Here is an 18,797-nt window from a genome sequence, read left to right as displayed (position 1 = left end):
GTAGTGGCCCGTTGCGGGCGAAAACTCCGCGCCGTCAAGCCGTGTACAGCAGCATTTAAAACAGCTAAGCAAGAATTGGACCAATTGGGGCGATTCTTCGAGCTGGATGCCATTATGGCGCTGACGCAACGCCTGGAATTTCGCCAATCGCAAGCGCTGGTGATGACGCCGCAGCTGATGCAGGCGATCAAGCTGTTGCAACTGTCCAATCTCGATCTGGTGGCTTTCGTCGAGGGTGAGCTGGAGCGGAACCCGCTCCTGGAGCGCGGCAACGAGGACGACGCGCCGGTGCGCGGCGAAGGGCCGGCAGCCGACGCCGATTTTTCAGGCAACGATGATGGCGCGGAAGGCGGCGCGAGCGGCGAGACCCTGCGCGGCAATGGCGAGCCGTCGGACGACTGGGTGTCACGCGAACTCGGCAGCCGCGCCGAGATCGAGCAGACCTTCGACACCAGCATGGACAACGTCTTCACCGAGGAACCCTCGGAGACGGCCACCCGCGCGGCGCAGGATGCCGCGCCGACCTCCTACACCGAATGGGGCGGCGGCGCTTCCAGCGACGAGGACTACAATCTCGAGGCCTTCGTCGCGGCCGAGACCTCGCTGCAGGATCATCTCGCCGAACAGCTCGCGGTCGCGCTGACGGATGCCTCGCAGCGCATGATCGGGCAGTACCTGATCGATCTCGTCGATGAGTCGGGCTACTTGCCGCCCGATCTCGGCGAGTCTGCCGAAAAGCTCGGCACCACGCAGGACGCCGTCGATGACGTGCTCGCGGTGCTGCAGACTTTCGATCCGCCGGGCATCTGCGCGCGAAATTTGAGCGAGTGCCTCGCGATCCAGTTGCGCGAGCGTGATCGTTACGATCCGGCGATGCGCGCGCTCGTTGAGAATCTCGATCTGCTCGCCAAGCGCGACATTGCGGGTTTGCGAAAAATCTGCGGTGTCGACGACGACGATATCGCCGACATGATCGGCGAGATTCGCCGTCTCGACCCCAAGCCCGGATTGAAATTCGCGACCGGGCGCACGCAGACCGTCGTGCCCGATGTCTATGTGCGGCCGGGCCCGGATGGCGGCTGGCTGGTGGAACTCAACAGCGACACGCTGCCGAAAGTTCTCGTCAACCAGTCCTATTATGCAAGTCTCACCAAGACGCTGCGCAAGGACGAGGACAAAACCTATTTTGCCGATTGCCTGCAGAACGCGACGTGGCTCGTCCGCGCGCTCGACCAGCGCGCGCGTACGATCCTGAAAGTCGCGACCGAAATCGTGCGCCAGCAGGATGGCTTCTTCACGCGCGGCGTGGCGCATTTGCGTCCGCTCAACCTCAAGGCGGTGGCGGACGCGATCCAGATGCACGAATCGACCGTGTCGCGCGTCACTGCGAACAAATACATGGCGACGAATCGCGGCATCTTTGAACTAAAATATTTCTTCACCGCCTCGATCGCCTCCGCCGACGGCGGCGAGGCGCATTCGGCCGAATCGGTTCGCCATCGCATCAAGCAGTTGATCGACGCCGAGGAGCCGAACGACGTTCTATCGGACGATACGCTGGTGGAACGTCTTCGCGCCGAAGGCGTTGATATTGCCCGGCGCACCGTCGCGAAATACCGGGAAGCTTTGCGGATTCCGTCTTCCGTTCAGCGTCGTCGCGAAAAGCGGTACGCGCTTGGCCATTCGGGCGGTGCAATTCCTTCCTCCAACGACCGACCTCGCGACATAGCTCCCGCTTGACGGCTTGTGGGGCTTTGGCATTGTGGTGATGTTGAAACAAGAAGACGAGGTGCGTCCATGACGCTTCGAGTTTCCGGTAAAAGCATCAACATCGGTGAAGCCATTCGCGGTCGTGTCGCGGGTCGAACGGAAGAGGTGTTACGAAAATATTTCGACGGGAATTATTCGGGGCATTTCACTTTCAGCAAGGACGGTTTCGGTTTTAAGGCGGACTGCTCGTTACATCTTGATTCCGGCGTAACGCTCGAAGCAGACGCAATGGCCGCCGATGCGTATGCCAGCGCGGATCAGGCATTGGCGCAGATCGAGAAGCGGCTGCGCCGCTACAAGAGCAGACTCAAGGATCGCTCCGCGCGCAAGGCGCATGCGGAATCGGAAGCGATGGCCGCGATGGCCCTGGACGGCATCGATGCATCGAGTTACGTGCTCGAAGGTCCTTCCTATGATGATGGCGAAGACAGCGAAGTCACCGCCTTCAATCCGGTGGTGATCGCGGAATCGACGCACACGCTGCGGCGTTTTTCGGTCAGCGAAGCGGTCATGGAGCTCGACATGACGGGCGCGCCCGTCATCGTGTTCCAGCACGGCTCGAGCGGCCGTGTGAACATCATCTATCGCCGGTCCGACGGCAATGTGGGCTGGATCGACCCGCCCGCGGCGAAGTAATCGTGGTCGGGATCTTGGTTGATATCCTGGGCCGAAATAGCCTGAGGAAGACCTTGACGCCCTGCCGAGCCCTCCCTATGGTCCGCCGCCTCGACGGACCCGGGGCGGGCAAGCTCGGTCCATGCCATCTAACGGCTTCATGCCTTTTAACGGCTTACGGTTTCACCCTTCACTCTCGGACAGCTCCATGACGATCACCGATCTGGTTGCGCCGGAGGCGATTCTTCCCGCGCTGAAGGTCAACAGCAAGAAGCAGGCGTTGCAGGAACTTGCAGCACGTGCGGCTGAGCTGACCGGGCAGAATGAGCGCGCGATTTTCGAAGTGCTGCTGCAGCGCGAGAAGCTCGGCACCACTGCCGTCGGCTACGGAATCGCTATTCCTCACGGCAAATTACCGAAGCTCGAAAAAATGTTCGGCATGTTCGCGCGACTCGAGCGGCCGATCGATTTCGAGGCGATGGACGGAGCGCCGGTCGACCTCCTGTTTCTGCTGCTCGCGCCGGAAGGCGCGGGTGCCGATCACCTGAAGGCCCTGGCGCGCGTGGCGCGGCTGCTGCGCGATCAGGAAGTCGCCAAGAAGCTGCGTGCCTCGAGCGATGCGCAGGCGCTCTATTCGGTGCTCGCGCTGCCGCCGGCAACCGCGGCATAAAAAACCGCCGCGGATTGCGCGGCGGTTTCTTCTCATCATTATTTTCGAATGATCGCGAACGCGCTCCTTTTAGTCGCGGACCACGCGCACGGCGCCGAGGGCCGCGCTTGTGGCGTGCGCGGCGTAAGCCTTCAGCGCCATCGTCACACGCCGCGTGCGCGGGCCGGGCTTCCACGCCTTGTCGCCGCGCGCGTCCATCGCCGTGCGCCGGCGCTGCAATTCCGCGTCGTCGACTGCGAGGTGGACTTTCCGGTTCGGAATATCGAACTCGATCATGTCGCCCTCCTCCACCAATCCGATGGTGCCGCCTTCCGCCGCTTCCGGCGAGACATGGCCGATCGACAGGCCTGATGAGCCGCCGGAGAAACGTCCGTCGGTGATCAGCGCGCAGGCTTTGCCCAGTCCCTTCGATTTGAGGTAGCTCGTCGGGTATAGCATTTCCTGCATGCCGGGGCCGCCGCGCGGACCCTCATAGCGGATCAGCACGACATCGCCGGCCTTGATCTTGTTGCCGAGGATCGCCTCGACGGCGGCGTCCTGGCTCTCGAAGATTCGTGCCGGACCTTTGAATGTCAGGATGCTGGAATCGACACCCGCGGTCTTCACGATGCAGCCGTCGGTGGCGAGATTGCCGAACAATACGGCGAGGCCGCCGTCCTTCGAGAACGCATGTTCGGCGTCGCGAATGCAACCCTTGGCGCGATCGGTGTCGAGTTCGTCGTAGCGGCGGTCCTGGCTGAACGCGACCTGGGTCGGCACGCCGCCCGGCGCGGCACGATAGAACGTGCGCACGCTGTCGCTCTTCGAACGAACGACGTCCCAACGGTCCAGCGCGTCTTTTAACGTCTTGCTGTGGACGTTCGGCAGGCTTGTGTCGATCAGCCCGGCACGGTCAAGTTCGCCCAGAATGGCCATGATGCCGCCAGCGCGATGGACGTCCTCGAGATGCACGTCGGCCACCGCGGGTGCGACCTTGCACAGCACCGGCACGCGGCGCGACAGGCGGTCGATGTCGGCCATCGTGAACGGCACTTCGCCTTCATAGGCGGCGGCGAGCAGATGCAGCACGGTGTTGGTCGAGCCGCCCATCGAGATGTCGAGCGTCATCGCGTTCTCGAACGCCTTGAAGTTCGCGATGTTGCGCGGCAGCGCGGTCTCGTCGTTCTGCTCGTAGTAGCGGCGGGCGAGGTCGACGATCAGGTGACCCGCTTCGACGAACAGTCCCTTGCGGTCGGCATGTGTCGCGAGCACCGAGCCGTTGCCCGGCAGTGCGAGGCCGAGCGCTTCGGTGAGGCAGTTCATCGAGTTCGCGGTGAACATGCCTGAACACGAGCCGCAGGTCGGGCAGGCGGAACGCTCGATCGCCTCTACTTCGGCGTCGGTCACAGTGTCGTCGGCGGCGGCGACCATCGCATCGATCAGGTCGACCGAACGGTTCTGGCCCTTGATGACGACCTTGCCGGATTCCATCGGCCCGCCGGAGATGAACACGGTCGGGATGTTGAGGCGCAGTGACGCCATCAGCATGCCGGGCGTGATCTTGTCGCAGTTCGAGATGCAGACCATGGCGTCGGCGCAATGCGCGTTGACCATGTATTCGACGCTGTCGGCGATGATCTCGCGCGAGGGCAGGCTGTAGAGCATGCCGTCATGGCCCATGGCGATGCCGTCATCGACGGCGATGGTGTTGAACTCCTTGGCGACGCCGCCCGCCTTCTCGATCTCGCGCGCGACGAGCTGGCCAAGGTCCTTGAGGTGGACGTGGCCCGGCACGAACTGCGTGAACGAGTTCACCACCGCGATGATCGGCTTGCCGAAATCCTCGGTCTTCATGCCGGTGGCGCGCCACAGGCCGCGGGCACCGGCCATGTTGCGGCCGTGGGTGGACGTTCTGGAACGATAGGGAGGCATGGAGTGTCCTCGAATGGGTCTTGCCGCCTCGCGGCGGCAGATGGACTGAAATCAGGATTGATGCGAGATCGCATGGAAGATTACGCAGCACGAAAAGCGCCGCGTTGATTTCAGGACCATACTAGCTGCTGTTCCGGGATCAAAGAGGCCGCGCGCATGGGAGAATTGAGAATCCGCGCAGACCTCGCGGGCGCGGAGGTTCCCACTTTCGCAGGCACGACGAGAGAGATTCTGCGGTCCAATAAAAAAGCGCCCGCGGGTGCGGGCGCTCATCGTCATGACGAGATCTCGAAAGCCTTCAGTGCAGGCTGACGGTCTGAAGCTCGTTGCTCCAGGCGTTGGCGATCGCAGCCTCGCGGCTGTCAGTCAGCATGATCGGAGTGCCGTCGGCGCTATGCAGCGCGAACAGCGTCACGCCCGGCGCGATCTCGGGCGCCTGCGGGAACAGGCCCGGCACGTCCTCTGAACGGATTTGCTTGATGTAGGCGAGATGTCCTTCGCCCATCGTGGCAAGCGCCTCCAGCGAAACTCTTGGCTCTTGATGCAGGATTGCTTCAGCCATGTCCTCGACTCCTCTTAACTCAGACAGCGGTCGAGTCCGCCAATTGCATTATTCGTGTTCATTGATGGCTATCGTCTTAACGACCCGCTCGGGTTCCGGCCTTGCGAGGTCGACCGACAACAGCCCGTTCTTCAAGTCCGCGCCAAGCACGTACATCCCCTCCGCCAACACAAAGGTACGCTGGAAGTGGCGCGCGGCAATACCGCGATGGATGTATTGCCTCGCCTTGTCGTCCTGCTGGCGGCCCCTGATGACGAGCTGGTTTTCCTCAATGGTTACATCGAGTTGGTCACGGGTGAAGCCCGCCACCGCGAGCGTGATGCGCAGCTTCTCAGGCTGACCGCTACAGCGCTCGCATCGCTCGATGTTGTAGGGAGGATACCCGTCGGCGCCTTTCACGACGCGGTCGAGCGCACGCTCGATCTCGTCGAATCCCAGAAGGAACGGACTGGATAACGAAGGAACACGTGACATTCCAAAGTCCTCTCGAAGCGACTTTGCTGGCTTCCGGCCCGGATGGACCTTCCGCCAAGGGCCCTTTCGGCACCCCTCGCCGGAAGAGCGTTCCCGCTCGCCCGGCTATTACGGATATGGCGATGTTTTGAGGGTTGTTCAAGGCCGCCGGAGCCTGTGGGACGTGCCGTGCACGACAGACTGCAGAACAGGAATGTGTTTCGGAAAGAGGCGGTTGGTGGAGCCAGGCGGGATCGAACCGCCGACCTCTTGCATGCCATGCAAGCGCTCTCCCAGCTGAGCTATGGCCCCTTGTCTCAACCGCGTTCGGATGGGTCCGATGCGTCTGCCAATCGGGTCAGGCCGTTCAGCCTGCCCCGTGAATCGTCAGGACCGACCTGAAACCACGTTTCAGGCCGTATCTCAAGTCTCTTGTCTCAGGATTCCTCGTCGCCGGAGACGTCGCCGATGATATCGGTCACGTCCTCGTCTTCTTCCTCATCCTCGGCGATGAAGGTGGAATCGTCATCATCGTCATCGATGGAATCGTCGACCTCGATGTCATCCTCGGATTCCGGCACGTTGGTCTTGACCTTGCCGGTGTTCTCCTCGGCATCGGCCTCCTCCAGCGACACCAATTCCTCCTCGTTCTCCGCAACCTCGGTCTCCTGCGAAGCTTCGGAGGCGGCAGCGCGTGAGGCGGCGTCGTTGCGGGCACCGCGAGGCGGTGCAATCGGCGCGATCGGCACGATTTCGCCAGTGTAGGGCGAGATCACCGGCGTCTTGTTGAGGTCGTAGAATTTCTTGCCTGTCACGGGGCAAGTACGTTTGGTTCCGAGATCGGCTTTGGCCACGGGCGGGATCCTGGGAATTTCGAAAAAAGCGGTGCTTCACTTGGGCGGTTGCGGGCGCTCTGTCAATAGTGCTCTGGGCGGTCGTGCCAGAGCGGGTGACGTAACCCGGCCCTCATGGTAGGAGCCGTTCAAATTGTACAGGAATTTCGCCGTGAGCCAGTCCAGCAAACCGACCCCCTTGGAAGCGCGAGGCAGCAGCCCGTTGACCGGTAAGGTCCGGGTGCCGGGCGACAAATCGATCTCCCACCGCGCGCTCATTCTGGGCGCGCTCGCGGTGGGCGAAACGACAATCACGGGTCTGCTCGAAGGCGAAGACGTTCTCAATACCGCCAAGGCGATGGCGGCACTCGGCGCGAAGGTGGAACGCACCGGCGAGGGTGCATGGCGGGTGCACGGTGTCGGCGTCGGCGGCTTCAAGGCTCCCGACGCGCCGCTCGATTTCGGCAACAGCGGCACCGGCTGCCGCCTTGCGATGGGTGCGGTCGCGGGCTCGCCGATTGCGGCGACCTTCGACGGCGACGCCTCGCTGCGCTCGCGGCCGATGCGGCGTATCCTTGATCCGCTGGAATTGATGGGCGCGCGGGTGTCGGGCGGCGACGGCAAGCGTCTGCCGCTGACGCTGACGGGCGCGAAAGATCCGATCCCGATGACCTATCGCACGCCGGTGGCGTCGGCGCAGATCAAGTCCGCCGTGCTGCTGGCGGGCCTGTCCGCGCCCGGTGCGACCACGGTGGTGGAGACCGAGGCAAGCCGCGACCACACCGAATTGATGCTGAAACAGTTCGGTGCCGAGATCGTGACCGAGAAGGAGGGCCAGCACGGCCGGCGCATCACGCTGACCGGCCAGCCCGAACTGCACGGCGCAGAAGTCGCCGTGCCGGCCGATCCGTCATCGGCGGCGTTTCCGCTGGTCGCCGCACTGATCGTGCCGGACTCGGATTTGACGCTCACCGACGTGATGACGAATCCGCTGCGGACCGGGCTTTTCACCACGCTGCGGGAAATGGGCGCGTGGATCGAGGAGAGCGATGTGCGGCAGGCGGGCGAGCCGATGGCGAATTTGCGCGTGCGTGCCTCGAAACTGCGTGGCGTCACCGTGCCGCCGGAGCGCGCGCCCTCAATGATCGATGAGTATCTCGTGCTCGCGGTCGCCGCCGCTTTTGCGGAAGGCACCACGCGGATGTGCGGCCTGCAGGAACTGCGTGTGAAGGAATCCGATCGCCTGGAGGCGACCGCCGACATGCTGCGCGTCAACGGCGTCAAGGTCGAGATCGTCGGCGACGATCTCATCGTGCATGGCGAGGGCTTCGTGCCGGGCGGAGGCACCGTCAAAACCCATATGGATCACCGCATCGCGATGTCGGCGCTGGTGATGGGTTGTGTGTCGGAAGCGCCGGTCACGGTGGACGACACCGCCTTCATCGCAACGAGCTTTCCCGATTTCATTCCGATGATGCGCCGCTTGGGGGCGGATTTCTCATGATCATCGCCATCGACGGACCCGCGGCTTCCGGCAAGGGCACACTCGGCAAGCGGCTCGCGCACCATTACGGATACCGTCATCTCGACACCGGCGTGATTTATCGCGCTGTGGCGCAGGCGCTGCTTGAATCCGGCGCGGCGCTGAGCGATGAGGCCGCCGCCGTCGCCGCGGCGATGGAACTGGACCCTGAAAAGTTCGGCAATCCCGTGCTCAAGACGCAGGCCGTCGGCGATGCGGCGTCCGTCGTGTCGGCCATCCCGGAGGTGCGCGAGGTACTGCTCAATTTCCAGCGTCAGTTCGCCGCCGGCCCGCCGGGTGCGGTGCTCGACGGGCGCGACATCGGGACCGTGATCTGCCCCGATGCCGAGGTGAAGATTTTCGTCGTCGCCGATCCGAAAGTGCGGGCGCATCGCCGCACGCTGGAGGCGCTAGCGCGCGGCGAGACCGCCGACGAGGCGCTGGTGCTCGCCGACATCCTCAAGCGCGACGAGCGCGACAAGAACCGCGCCGCCGCGCCGCTGAAATGCGCGCCCGATGCGCACGTGCTCGACAATTCCAACCTCGACATCGAAGGCGGCGTGCGCGCGGCGATCGCGATCATCGAGCGTGTTCGCGCGGGGCGGTAAGCCGGTTCCCGACGAGCCTTGGCGGCAGGCCAAAAACAGCCCGAAACCGCGCCCAAAAGGCCGTTTCCGGGCCATCCGCGGCGATTCCGGCCTTGCCCGAAAGGCTGTTGAAGGCTATATCGCCCCGGTTCGGGTTGCTCGACAGGATCGAGGCCATTCCCGAGCGGGCCGGCACCGGGTTGATCCCTGCCGTCATTGGAGGAAAGCCCGCTCTGAAGGTCTTTGAGGTCGAAATTTATTTAAGACCCGCGACAGAAATCATCGCATCGCTCGTGCAGGCACCGGCCGGCCCGTTCTCGTGAACCGTGAAGGTTGACGAGGCGGTCGTCAAAGGTCGCGGAACCTTTGGCCCTTCCCGCGCAATGCGTTCATCAACCCACTGCCGGCCAACCGCATCTGGAGAATCCATGGCTTCGACTGCATCTTCCTATAACCCGAGCCGCGACGATTTCGCGGCGATGCTCGATGAATCCTTTTCGGGCGGCAACCTTCAGGAAAGCTCTGTCATCAAGGGCAAGGTTGTGGCGATCGAGAAGGACATGGCCGTCATCGACGTCGGCCTGAAGACCGAAGGCCGCGTGGCGCTTCGCGAATTCAATGGTCCCGGCCGCGAGAACAGCCTCAAGGTCGGCGACGAAGTCGAAGTTTTCCTGGACCGGATCGAAAACGCTCTCGGCGAAGCCGTTCTCTCGCGCGACAAGGCGCGCCGCGAAGAGAGCTGGGGCAAGCTCGAGAAGGCCTTCAACGCCAACGAGAAGGTCACCGGCATCATCTTCAACCAGGTCAAGGGTGGCTTCACGGTCGACCTCGACGGCGCCGTGGCGTTCCTGCCGCGCTCGCAGGTTGATATCCGTCCGATCCGCGACGTCGCGCCGCTGATGAACAATCCGCAGCCGTTCCAGATCCTCAAGATGGATCGCCGCCGCGGCAACATCGTCGTTTCCCGCCGCACGGTTCTCGAAGAGACTCGTGCCGAACAGCGTCAGGAACTCGTCCAGAACCTCGAAGAGGGTCAGGTGATCGACGGCGTCGTCAAGAACATCACCGATTACGGTGCGTTCGTTGACCTCGGCGGCATCGACGGCCTGCTGCACGTCACCGATATCGCGTGGCGCCGCGTCAACCATCCGACCGAGGTGCTCACCATCGGCCAGACGGTGAAGGTCAAGATCATCAAGATCAACCACGAGACCCATCGCATCTCGCTCGGCATGAAGCAGCTGCTGGATGATCCGTGGCAGGGCATCGAGGCGAAGTATCCGCTCAACGCCCGCGTTACCGGCCGCGTCACCAACATCACCGACTACGGTGCGTTCGTCGAGCTCGAGCCGGGCATCGAAGGCCTGATCCACGTTTCCGAGATGTCGTGGACCAAGAAGAACATGCACCCCGGCAAGATCGTTTCGACTTCGCAGGAAGTCGAAGTGCAGGTGCTGGAAGTTGATTCCGCCAAGCGCCGCATCTCGCTCGGTCTCAAGCAGACCATGCGCAATCCGTGGGAAGTCTTCGTCGAGAAATTCCCGGTCGGCGCGACCGTGGAAGGCGAAGTCAAGAACAAGACCGAGTTCGGTCTGTTCCTGGGTCTCGACGGCGACGTCGACGGCATGGTGCATCTGTCCGACCTCGACTGGAAGCTTCCGGGCGAGCAGGTGATCGACAACTTCAAGAAGGGCGACATGGTCAAGGCCGTGGTGCTCGACGTGGATGTCGAGAAGGAGCGCATCTCGCTCGGCGTGAAGCAGCTCGAAGGCGACCCCTTCGCGGAGCCGGGCGACGTCAAGAAGGGCGCGGTCGTGACCTGCGAAATCCTCGACGTCAAGGATGCCGGCATCGACGTGCAGATCGTCGGTACCGACTTCACCACCTTCATCAAGCGCTCGGAGCTTGCGCGTGACCGCAACGACCAGCGCGCCGAACGCTTCGCCGTCGGCGAGAAGGTCGATGCCCGCGTCATCCAGTTCGACAAGAAGGCCCGCAAGGTCCAGGTGTCGATCAAGGCGCTGGAAGTCGCCGAGGAGAAGGAAGCCATCGCGCAGTACGGATCTTCGGATTCGGGTGCGACGCTCGGCGACATTCTCGGCAACGCGCTGAAGAAGCGTGACAAGTAAGCGTTATTCCCAATGATGCAGGAAGGGCCCCGGTTTCGGGGCCCTTTTTGTTTGCAAGGAGTTGGGCGGGGAAGAGTTCAAATTACCTTGCATTTGATGTATCGAAGTCATGCAATCGCAAGCATTGCGCGGGGATAACGCGCCCGCGGAAGACGCCGCACCGGAGAGCCGCATGTCGTTCGAGTCCGACCTGATCGTTGATCGCCGCCGTATTCGCCGCAAGCTGACGTTCTGGCGCGTGGTGAGCGGTCTGCTCGTCATCATCGCGGTGGTGGGCGGCGGAATGCTGTTCACCTCGAGCGGCCGTCAGGCGCTGACCGGCACAAGCGCGATCGCGCGCGTCAAGATCGAAGGGCTGATCCGCAGCAACGATGAGCGCATCGCGGCGCTGGAGCGGCTGGAGAAATCGAACGCCGCAGCGGTCATCGTTCACATCAATTCGCCGGGCGGCACCACCGCGGGCTCCGAGCAGTTGTTCGACGCGCTGACGCGGCTGAAGGCGAAGAAGCCTCTCGTCGTGGTGGTTGAGGGATTGGCGGCGTCGGGCGGCTACATCACCGCGCTCGCGTCGGATCACATCATCGCGCAGCAGACCTCGCTGGTGGGCTCGATTGGTGTGCTGTTTCAGTTTCCGAACTTCACCGATCTGCTGAAGACCGTTGGCGTCAAGGTCGAAGAGGTGAAGTCCGCGCCACTGAAGGCTGCGCCGAACGGTTACGAGCCGACTTCGCCGGAAGCCCGTGCCGCGCTTGACGCGCTGGTGAAGGATTCCTTCGCCTGGTTCAAGGATCTGGTGAAGACGCGGCGGCATATGGACGACGCGACATTGCAGACGGTGTCCGACGGGCGCGTGTTCACCGGCCGCCAGGCGGTTGGACTGAAATTGATCGACGAACTCGGTGACGAGAAGACCGCGGTGAAGTGGCTGCAGGCGCAGAACAAGATCAAGGGTGACCTGCCGGTGCGCAATTACAACCTCACACCGCGCTTTTCCGACATGACATTCCTGCGGGCGGCAGCGGCCGCAACGCTTGAATCGCTTGGTTTGCCCAGCGTGGCGCGTTTTGTCGGCGGTGGTGCCGTCGGCAGCCTGAGCGAGCATCTGCAACTCGAAGGCATGCTGGCATTGTGGCGGCCAGCGGGCGTAAATTGAATGTCTGAATCGTGTTTCATCGCTCCCGCAGCCTGTTTGCGGGGGCGAATGCTTTCATTTGTCACGCAAAATCGCTCTCTTATGGGGCGTTATGCGACTTGACAGTTCAAGGCTTTTTCAAGGAAATGTCACCCGCAACGACCGCGAGCCCCCGAACCGATGATCAAATCAGAACTCGTTCAGCGCATTGCCGAGCATAATCCGCACCTGTACCAGAGGGACGTGGAGAACATCGTCAACGCGATCCTCGAGGAAATTGTCTCGGCGCTGTCGCGCGGCGATCGTGTCGAGTTACGAGGTTTCGGTGCATTCTCGGTGAAGCACCGTCCGGCGCGCGCGGGCCGCAATCCGCGCACCGGCGAGCACGTTCCTGTCGAGCAGAAGAGCGTACCGTTCTTCAAGACCGGCAAGGAAATGCGCGAACGGCTGAACCGCAACGGCCACGACGAGGAAGCCGCGACGTCCTGATCGCTTCGCGCAATCGTGCGTAGTATTCGCGGCGCGTGATGCACCGGACCATTCAGGAAAGGGCAGGATGCGCAAGATCGTCAACACCGTGGTGATTGTGCCGCTCGCGCTGGTGTTGCTCGCTTTCGCTCTCGCCAACCGCCGCTTCATCACCGTCTCATTCAATCCCTTCGACCCCAGTGACCCCTCGCTGGCGCTGACCCTGCCGTTATTCATTGTCATCATCGCCTCCGCGATGCTGGGGGTGCTGGCAGGCGGCCTCGCCGTCTGGTTCGGGCAGCGCCGCCATCGCAAGGCGGCCCGCCGTTTCGAGGCGGAGGCCACGCAGGCCCGCGCCGAACTTGCGGAACTGCGGCGGAACGCGGCTTTTCCGGCCCCGGGAGCGCGCCCGGACGCCCTGCCGCTGGCCATTGCACAAGACAAGCAGCACGCGACGTTGTAGAACGCGCCTTCACTGCTTGGATCGCCCAAACCCAGCCCGAAACACATGTCTTTGATCGTGAAAATCTGCGGCCTGTCCGAACCGGAGACGCTTGAAGCGGCTCTGGATGCGGGTGCCGACATGGTCGGGCTGGTGTTCTTTGAGCCCTCGCCGCGCAATGTCGATCTGACCAAGGCGGCGGAGCTGGCCGCGCGCGCGCGCGGGCGCGCCGAGCTTGCGGCGCTCACCGTCGATGCCGACGCGAAGCTGCTCGATGCCATCGCGGAGCAGGTTCGTCCCGACTGGTTTCAGTTGCACGGCAGCGAGACACCGGAAGCCGCCGTTGCGATCCGCGAGACCTACGATACCCGGGTGATGAAGGCGATTGCGGTGGCAACGTCCGCCGACCTCGACAGAGTGGAGCCCTATGCCGCTGTCGTGGATCGCATCCTGTTCGACGCCCGCGCGCCGAAGGACGCCACGCGCCCCGGCGGGCTTGGCGTGCCGTTCGACTGGCGGATTCTCGAGGGGCTCAATCTCGGCAAGCCGTTCGTGCTGTCGGGCGGGCTCAACCTCGGCAATCTCGCGCAGGCCGTTCGCATCGCGCGTCCGCATGGCGTGGACGTGTCGTCCGGCGTCGAGCGCGCGCTCGGCGTCAAGGATGCCAACATGATCCGCGCCTTCATTGGCGCAGCGCGCGGAGCTGACGCCAGCCTGCGCACGGCGGTCTCGCATGCGGGATAGTTTCACAGCCTCGGCGGCGGTCGCGACATACAACAAGCAAGACGTGGATGGCCGGAACAGGTCCGGTCATCGTCAGGGACAATCATGAGTCTTCCGAAACCAAATTCCTTCCGTTCCGGCCCCGACGAGCGCGGCCATTTCGGCACGTTCGGCGGCCGCTTCGTCGCCGAAACACTGATGCCGCTGATCCTCGATCTGGAAAAGGCGTATGCGCAGGCCAAGGCCGATCCATCGTTCCAGCGCGAGATGAACGCCTATCTCAAGGACTATGTCGGCCGTCCGTCGCCTTTGTATTTTGCCGAGCGGCTCACCGAGCATCTCGGTGGCGCGAAGATTTACCTGAAGCGCGAGGAGCTGAATCACACCGGCTCGCACAAGGTGAACAACGTGCTCGGCCAGATCATGGTCGCGCGCCGCATGGGTAAGAAGCGCATCATCGCCGAAACCGGCGCGGGCCAGCACGGCGTTGCGACTGCGACGCTGTGCGCGCGCTTCGGCCTTGAGTGCATCGTCTACATGGGTGCGGTCGACGTCGAACGGCAGCAGCCGAACGTAATCCGCATGGAGATGCTCGGCGCCAAGGTAGTGCCGGTACAATCCGGCACACGCACGCTGAAGGACGCGATGAACGACGCGCTGCGTGACTGGGTCACCAATGTCGCCACCACGTTCTATTGCATCGGCACGGTAGCAGGCCCGCATCCGTATCCCGCGATGGTGCGTGACTTCCAGTCGGTGATCGGTGTTGAGACGCGCGAGCAGATGATGGCGGCGGAAGGCCGTCTGCCGGATTCGCTGGTCGCCTGCATCGGTGGCGGCTCGAATGCGATGGGACTGTTTCATCCCTTCCTCGACGATCCCGGCGTGGAAATTTTTGGCGTCGAGGCCGCGGGTCATGGCCTCACCAATCTGCATGCGGCGTCGCTCGCGGGCGGCCGCCCCGGCGTGCTGCACGGCAATCGCACCTATTTGCTGATGGACGATGACGGCCAGATCCAGGACGCGCATTCGATTTCGGCGGGCCTCGATTATCCCGGCATCGGGCCGGAGCATGCGTGGCTGCACGAAACCGGCCGAGTGACGTATCTGTCCGCGACCGACGAGGAAGCGCTCGCCGCGTTCCAGCTGCTGTCGCGGCTGGAAGGCATCATCCCGGCGCTGGAGTCGGCACACGCGATCGCGAAGCTGTCGGACCTCGCGCCGAAGCGTCCGAAGGATCATCTGATGGTCGTCAATCTGTCGGGCCGCGGCGACAAGGACGTGCCGCAGGTCGGCGACATTCTGCGGGGGCGCAAGTCATGACCACGCGCCTCGACACCCGTTTCGCCGAATTGAAGAAAGAGGGACGCGCGGCGCTTGTCACCTTCGTGATGTGCGGCGATCCCGACCTCGACACCTCGCTCGAAATTCTCAAGGCGTTGCCGAAGGCTGGCGCCGACGTGATCGAGATCGGCATGCCGTTCACCGATCCGATGGCGGACGGACCTGCGATTCAGGCCGCTGGCCTACGCGCGCTGAAGGCCGGCACCACGCTGAAGAAGACGCTTGCCGTGGTGCGCGAATTCCGTGCAACCGAGCCCGCGACGCCAATCGTGCTGATGGGTTACTACAATCCAATTTTCATCTACGGCGTCGACAAGTTTCTGGTGGATGCGAAGGCCGCCGGTGTCGATGGTCTCATCGTCGTGGATCTGCCGCCGGAGGAAGACGAGGAATTGTGTCTTCCGGCGCTCAAGGCGGGCGTGAACTTCATTCGCCTTGCGACGCCGACGACGGACGACAAGCGCCTGCCTGCGGTGCTCGCCAATACGTCGGGCTTTGTCTATTACGTCTCCATCACCGGCATCACCGGCTCCGCCTCGGCCGACGACAAGCAGGTGGGCGAAGCGGTGGCGCGGATCAAACGTCACACTCAACTGCCGGTCTGCGTCGGCTTCGGCATCCGCACACCCGAGGCGGCGGCGCGTATCGCGCACCATTGCGAGGGTGCGGTGGTCGGTTCCGCGCTGATCGACGCCATGCGTGCGACGCTCGATGCCGAGGGCAAGGCGACCGCGAAGACGGTATCCGCGGTCACCGACCTCGTGGCGGCGCTTGCTGCCGGCGTGCGCGGTTTCAAGGCCGCTGCGCAATAGATTTATTTGAAAATGTTCGGGTTGCCCGGCTCGCGCCGGGCGTCCATATATCGGCTGAATTGAAGCGGGAGCCCGCCATGAACTGGTTGACCGACGTCGTCCGTCCCAAGATCCGCAATATGATCCGCCGCGAGACGCCGGAGAATTTGTGGATCAAGTGCCCGGATTCCGGCCAGCTCGTATTCTACAAGGATGTTGAGGCCAACCAGTTCGTCATTCCCGGCTCGAACTATCACATGCGCATGGGCGCGACCGCGCGGCTGAAATCGGTGTTCGACAACGAGACCTGGTTCGATGTTGCGCTGCCGGATGTCGCCGCGGATCCACTGAAATTCCGTGACGAGCGCAAATATGCCGACCGCATCAAGGATGCCCGCACCAAGACCGGCATGAATGATGCCGTGAAGGTGGGCTATGGCCGGATCGAGAACTCGCCCGCCGTGGTCGCGGTGCAGGATTTCGATTTCATGGGCGGCTCGCTCGGCATGGCGGCGGGCGAGGCGATCGTGAAGGGATTGCAGCTCGCGGTCGAGAAACATTCGCCCTTCATCATGTTCGCAGCCTCCGGCGGCGCGCGGATGCAGGAAGGCATCCTGTCGCTGATGCAGATGCCGCGCACGACGGTGGCGATCCAGTTGCTGCGCGAAGCGAAGCTGCCCTACATCGTGGTGCTGACCAATCCGACCACCGGCGGCGTCACCGCGTCCTACGCGATGCTGGGCGATGTGCAGCTCGCCGAGCCCGGCGCGCTGATCGGCTTCGCTGGTGCGCGCGTCATCGAGCAGACCATCCGCGAGAAGCTGCCGGAAGGTTTCCAGCGCTCCGAATATCTGAGAGACCACGGCATGGTCGACATGGTGGTGCACCGTCACGACATGCGCGCGACGCTGGCGCGGCTGTGCCGTCTGCTGATGAAGGCACCCTCGGCGCATCCGGATCAGGCGGCCGCGCCACGGCTGCCGGATGTCGAGGTGCTTCCGCCAGATACCTCGGTGCCGTCATCAGCGTGAGCGCCGCCGCACCCGCGCCTCGCGAGCTCGACAGTCTGCTGGCGCGGCTCACGGCGCTGCATCCCAAGCGCATTGATCTCGATCTGTCGCGGATGCAACGCATCCTCGCGGCACTGGATCATCCCGAGCGCCGCCTGCCGCCGGTCATTCACGTTGCCGGCACCAACGGCAAGGGTTCGACCGTCGCTTTCCTGCGCGCGATCCTCGAGGCGGCGGGCCTGCGCGTCCACGTCTACACCTCGCCGCATCTCGTGCGCATCAACGAGCGGTTTCGCATCGCGGGCGTGCTCGCGACCGATGAGCAACTCGAGGACGCCTTCGCGCAATGCGAACGTGCCAATGAGGGCGCGCCGATCACGCTGTTCGAGATCGAAACCGCCGCCGCCTTTGTGCTGTTCTCGCAGCATATCGCCGACGTTCTCCTCCTGGAGGTCGGCCTCGGCGGCAGGCTCGATGCCACCAACGTCGTGGATACGCCGCTCGCGAGCGTCATCACGCCGGTCGGCATGGATCATCCCGAATTCCTCGGCGATACGCTCATCAAGATTGCGGGCGAAAAGGCCGGCATCATCAAGCGCGGCGTGCCGGTGATCGCGGCTGAACAGCAGGCCGAAGCGCAGGCGGTGATCGAGCAGACCGCGAAGAAGATGCGCGCGCCGCTGTTTTCCGCGACGCAGGAATGGCATGTCGGCGTCGAGCACGGGCGCCTTGTCTATCACGACGAGCGCGGCCTGCTCGATCTCGCGGCGCCGCGCCTGTTTGGCCGTCACCAGTTCGACAATGCGGGGCTGGCGATCGCGACGCTGCGCGCGATCGACTCGTTGTCCATCGAGCCTGAAGCGTTCGAACAGGGCATCGCGCGCGCCGAATGGCCGGCGCGGATGCAGCGGCTGCCGTCGGGTGCGCTGTTCGCGCACGCGCCGGAAGGCTGCGAAATCTGGCTCGACGGCGGCCACAACGCCGATGGCGGGCGCGTTACGGCCGCAGCGCTGGCCGATCTCGGCGAACGCATCGAGCGGCCCGTGGTGCTGGTCACCGGCATGATGGGCAACAAGGACGCACGGGCTTTTCTGTCGAATTTCTCGGGCCTGACCCGCCATATCGTTGCGGTGCCGATCCCGGACAACGACAACGCGATGGAACCGGAGCAACTCGCGGCCGTCGCGCGTTCGCTGGAGATGCGTGCCGACGTGGCGCCGGGCGTCGCGGAGGCGCTGAGCTTCATCGCCTCGATGGCCTACGAGACGCCGCCGCGCATCCTCATCACCGGCTCGCTCTATCTCGCCGGCCATGTGCTGGCGGAAAACGGCACGCTGCCGGTGTGACCATCCCCAAAACAAAACGGCCGGTGGAAGTTTCACCGGCCGTTTTTCAGATAAAAATGCGCGAGCAGATTAGACCGCCGCAGTGATCCACTGCTGCAGCTTCTGCTTCGGCGCGGCGCCAACCTGACGCGAGGCCATCTCGCCGCCCTTGAAGATCATCAGGGTCGGGATCGACATCACGCCGTACTTCGACGCGGTCTTCGGGCTCTCGTCGACGTTAAGCTTGACGATCTTGACCTTGTCGCCCATCGCGCCTGCGATCTCGTCGAGTGCCGGAGCGATCATGCGGCACGGGCCGCACCATTCCGCCCAGAAGTCCACGACGACCGGACCTTCCGCCTTGAGAACTTCCGCCTCGAAGTCGGTATCCGAAACTTTGCCTACGCCCATGATCTGCCTCGTTGATGAAGGCGCCGAATTGAGAATCGGCGCCCGTTTGATTGGCGCAAACGTAAGAAGGGGTGTTGACCCGGTCAAGGCTGGCGAAGA

The 18,797-nt window shown here is 63.4% G+C and carries 20 protein-coding genes and 1 tRNA gene; 15 read left to right on the top strand and 6 right to left on the bottom strand.

Annotated features, from left to right (window positions below):
* Nucleotides 1-114: 114 nt before the first annotated feature.
* From rpoN to ptsN, 3 genes are all read left to right on the top strand, one after another.
* Nucleotides 115-1,740 (top strand): RNA polymerase factor sigma-54, encoded by a 1,626-nt coding sequence (gene rpoN / locus HMPREF9697_RS13065; RefSeq protein ID WP_002717703.1) that lies wholly within the window; start codon nucleotides 115-117, stop codon nucleotides 1,738-1,740.
* 57 nt (nucleotides 1,741-1,797) lie between these two features.
* Nucleotides 1,798-2,406: a ribosome hibernation-promoting factor, HPF/YfiA family gene (gene hpf / locus HMPREF9697_RS13060; protein ID WP_002717702.1), complete on the top strand. Its 609-nt coding sequence runs from the start codon at nucleotides 1,798-1,800 to the stop codon at nucleotides 2,404-2,406.
* A 187-nt stretch (nucleotides 2,407-2,593) separates the two neighbouring features.
* Complete coding sequence (gene ptsN, locus HMPREF9697_RS13055) at nucleotides 2,594-3,055, top strand: PTS IIA-like nitrogen regulatory protein PtsN (RefSeq protein WP_002717701.1); 462 nt, start codon at nucleotides 2,594-2,596, stop codon at nucleotides 3,053-3,055.
* Between the two features lie 69 nt (nucleotides 3,056-3,124).
* Here the strand turns inward: ptsN and ilvD are convergent, their stop codons facing one another.
* The 5 genes from ilvD to HMPREF9697_RS13030 all read right to left on the bottom strand — a co-directional run bounded on the left by ilvD (nucleotide 3,125) and on the right by HMPREF9697_RS13030 (nucleotide 6,835).
* A complete protein-coding gene (gene ilvD / locus HMPREF9697_RS13050; RefSeq protein WP_002717700.1) occupies nucleotides 3,125-4,966 on the bottom strand; it encodes a dihydroxy-acid dehydratase in 1,842 nt (613 codons plus the stop codon).
* A gap of 298 nt (nucleotides 4,967-5,264) precedes the next feature.
* Nucleotides 5,265-5,528 carry a BQ00720 family protein gene (locus HMPREF9697_RS13045; protein WP_002717698.1) on the bottom strand — a complete coding sequence of 88 codons (264 nt, stop codon included), beginning with the start codon at nucleotides 5,526-5,528 and terminating at the stop codon, nucleotides 5,265-5,267.
* Nucleotides 5,529-5,576: 48 nt separating this feature from the next.
* Nucleotides 5,577-6,002: an Hsp20 family protein gene (locus HMPREF9697_RS13040; RefSeq protein WP_002717697.1), complete on the bottom strand. Its 426-nt coding sequence runs from the start codon at nucleotides 6,000-6,002 to the stop codon at nucleotides 5,577-5,579.
* Between the two features lie 215 nt (nucleotides 6,003-6,217).
* A tRNA-Ala gene (locus HMPREF9697_RS13035) sits at nucleotides 6,218-6,293 on the bottom strand.
* A 125-nt stretch (nucleotides 6,294-6,418) separates the two neighbouring features.
* Entirely contained in the window at nucleotides 6,419-6,835 is a 417-nt protein-coding gene (locus tag HMPREF9697_RS13030) for a TIGR02300 family protein (RefSeq protein ID WP_002717696.1), read from the bottom strand.
* Between the two features lie 151 nt (nucleotides 6,836-6,986).
* Between HMPREF9697_RS13030 and aroA the strand changes: the two genes are divergently transcribed.
* The 12 genes from aroA (at nucleotide 6,987) to HMPREF9697_RS12970 (ending at nucleotide 18,308) form a co-directional block, all read left to right on the top strand.
* Nucleotides 6,987-8,318: a 3-phosphoshikimate 1-carboxyvinyltransferase gene (aroA, locus tag HMPREF9697_RS13025; RefSeq protein ID WP_040307946.1), complete on the top strand. Its 1,332-nt coding sequence runs from the start codon at nucleotides 6,987-6,989 to the stop codon at nucleotides 8,316-8,318.
* Nucleotides 8,315-8,944 carry a (d)CMP kinase gene (cmk, locus tag HMPREF9697_RS13020; RefSeq protein ID WP_002717694.1) on the top strand — a complete coding sequence of 210 codons (630 nt, stop codon included), beginning with the start codon at nucleotides 8,315-8,317 and terminating at the stop codon, nucleotides 8,942-8,944. The genes aroA and cmk overlap by 4 nt, the downstream gene beginning before the upstream one ends.
* A 134-nt stretch (nucleotides 8,945-9,078) precedes the next feature.
* Complete coding sequence (locus HMPREF9697_RS13015) at nucleotides 9,079-9,246, top strand: hypothetical protein (RefSeq protein ID WP_157223251.1); 168 nt, start codon at nucleotides 9,079-9,081, stop codon at nucleotides 9,244-9,246.
* 105 nt (nucleotides 9,247-9,351) lie between these two features.
* Complete coding sequence (gene rpsA, locus HMPREF9697_RS13010) at nucleotides 9,352-11,052, top strand: 30S ribosomal protein S1 (RefSeq protein ID WP_002717693.1); 1,701 nt, start codon at nucleotides 9,352-9,354, stop codon at nucleotides 11,050-11,052.
* Nucleotides 11,053-11,224: 172 nt separating this feature from the next.
* Nucleotides 11,225-12,205, top strand: coding sequence for a signal peptide peptidase SppA (gene sppA, locus HMPREF9697_RS13005; RefSeq protein WP_002717692.1), 981 nt, complete (start codon nucleotides 11,225-11,227; stop codon nucleotides 12,203-12,205).
* 159 nt (nucleotides 12,206-12,364) lie between these two features.
* Nucleotides 12,365-12,673: an integration host factor subunit beta gene (locus tag HMPREF9697_RS13000; protein WP_002717691.1), complete on the top strand. Its 309-nt coding sequence runs from the start codon at nucleotides 12,365-12,367 to the stop codon at nucleotides 12,671-12,673.
* A gap of 67 nt (nucleotides 12,674-12,740) precedes the next feature.
* Nucleotides 12,741-13,115: a lipopolysaccharide assembly protein LapA domain-containing protein gene (locus HMPREF9697_RS12995; RefSeq protein WP_002717690.1), complete on the top strand. Its 375-nt coding sequence runs from the start codon at nucleotides 12,741-12,743 to the stop codon at nucleotides 13,113-13,115.
* 45 nt (nucleotides 13,116-13,160) lie between these two features.
* Entirely contained in the window at nucleotides 13,161-13,838 is a 678-nt protein-coding gene (locus HMPREF9697_RS12990) for a phosphoribosylanthranilate isomerase (RefSeq protein ID WP_002717689.1), read from the top strand.
* A gap of 84 nt (nucleotides 13,839-13,922) precedes the next feature.
* Nucleotides 13,923-15,140, top strand: coding sequence for a tryptophan synthase subunit beta (trpB, locus tag HMPREF9697_RS12985; protein WP_002717688.1), 1,218 nt, complete (start codon nucleotides 13,923-13,925; stop codon nucleotides 15,138-15,140).
* Nucleotides 15,137-15,973 (top strand): tryptophan synthase subunit alpha, encoded by an 837-nt coding sequence (gene trpA, locus HMPREF9697_RS12980; RefSeq protein ID WP_002717687.1) that lies wholly within the window; start codon nucleotides 15,137-15,139, stop codon nucleotides 15,971-15,973. The genes trpB and trpA overlap by 4 nt, the downstream gene beginning before the upstream one ends.
* A 77-nt stretch (nucleotides 15,974-16,050) precedes the next feature.
* Nucleotides 16,051-16,983, top strand: a complete 933-nt coding sequence (accD, locus tag HMPREF9697_RS12975; protein ID WP_002717686.1) for an acetyl-CoA carboxylase, carboxyltransferase subunit beta — start codon at nucleotides 16,051-16,053, stop codon at nucleotides 16,981-16,983.
* Nucleotides 16,980-18,308 carry a bifunctional folylpolyglutamate synthase/dihydrofolate synthase gene (locus HMPREF9697_RS12970; protein ID WP_002717685.1) on the top strand — a complete coding sequence of 443 codons (1,329 nt, stop codon included), beginning with the start codon at nucleotides 16,980-16,982 and terminating at the stop codon, nucleotides 18,306-18,308. The genes accD and HMPREF9697_RS12970 overlap by 4 nt, the downstream gene beginning before the upstream one ends.
* A gap of 69 nt (nucleotides 18,309-18,377) precedes the next feature.
* On the opposite strand, the gene trxA is transcribed toward HMPREF9697_RS12970, so the two are convergent.
* The gene (gene trxA, locus HMPREF9697_RS12965; RefSeq protein WP_002717684.1) at nucleotides 18,378-18,698 is read right to left on the bottom strand and encodes a thioredoxin; all 321 of its coding nucleotides are present in this window, start codon (nucleotides 18,696-18,698) and stop codon (nucleotides 18,378-18,380) included.
* Nucleotides 18,699-18,797 lie beyond the last annotated feature (99 nt).

It is taken from the genome of Afipia felis ATCC 53690 (genome assembly GCF_000314735.2).
Lineage (GTDB): Bacteria > Pseudomonadota > Alphaproteobacteria > Rhizobiales > Xanthobacteraceae > Afipia > Afipia felis.
The sequence above is the reverse complement of the archived record's forward strand: the minus strand, read 5'-3'. Positions and strand labels throughout refer to the sequence as shown.

Coding starts and splice junctions, on each gene's coding strand:
- trxA (WP_002717684.1), bottom strand. CDS start 18,698: ATGGGCGTAGGCAAAGTTTCGGATACCGACTTCGAGGCGGAAGTTCTC.
- sppA (WP_002717692.1), top strand. CDS start 11,225: ATGTCGTTCGAGTCCGACCTGATCGTTGATCGCCGCCGTATTCGCCGC.
- rpoN (WP_002717703.1), top strand. CDS start 115: ATGGCGCTGACGCAACGCCTGGAATTTCGCCAATCGCAAGCGCTGGTG.
- trpB (WP_002717688.1), top strand. CDS start 13,923: ATGAGTCTTCCGAAACCAAATTCCTTCCGTTCCGGCCCCGACGAGCGC.
- HMPREF9697_RS13040 (WP_002717697.1), bottom strand. CDS start 6,002: ATGTCACGTGTTCCTTCGTTATCCAGTCCGTTCCTTCTGGGATTCGAC.
- HMPREF9697_RS13000 (WP_002717691.1), top strand. CDS start 12,365: ATGATCAAATCAGAACTCGTTCAGCGCATTGCCGAGCATAATCCGCAC.
- ilvD (WP_002717700.1), bottom strand. CDS start 4,966: ATGCCTCCCTATCGTTCCAGAACGTCCACCCACGGCCGCAACATGGCC.
- accD (WP_002717686.1), top strand. CDS start 16,051: ATGAACTGGTTGACCGACGTCGTCCGTCCCAAGATCCGCAATATGATC.
- HMPREF9697_RS12995 (WP_002717690.1), top strand. CDS start 12,741: ATGCGCAAGATCGTCAACACCGTGGTGATTGTGCCGCTCGCGCTGGTG.
- rpsA (WP_002717693.1), top strand. CDS start 9,352: ATGGCTTCGACTGCATCTTCCTATAACCCGAGCCGCGACGATTTCGCG.
- HMPREF9697_RS13045 (WP_002717698.1), bottom strand. CDS start 5,528: ATGGCTGAAGCAATCCTGCATCAAGAGCCAAGAGTTTCGCTGGAGGCG.
- HMPREF9697_RS12990 (WP_002717689.1), top strand. CDS start 13,161: ATGTCTTTGATCGTGAAAATCTGCGGCCTGTCCGAACCGGAGACGCTT.
- hpf (WP_002717702.1), top strand. CDS start 1,798: ATGACGCTTCGAGTTTCCGGTAAAAGCATCAACATCGGTGAAGCCATT.
- trpA (WP_002717687.1), top strand. CDS start 15,137: ATGACCACGCGCCTCGACACCCGTTTCGCCGAATTGAAGAAAGAGGGA.
- cmk (WP_002717694.1), top strand. CDS start 8,315: ATGATCATCGCCATCGACGGACCCGCGGCTTCCGGCAAGGGCACACTC.
- ptsN (WP_002717701.1), top strand. CDS start 2,594: ATGACGATCACCGATCTGGTTGCGCCGGAGGCGATTCTTCCCGCGCTG.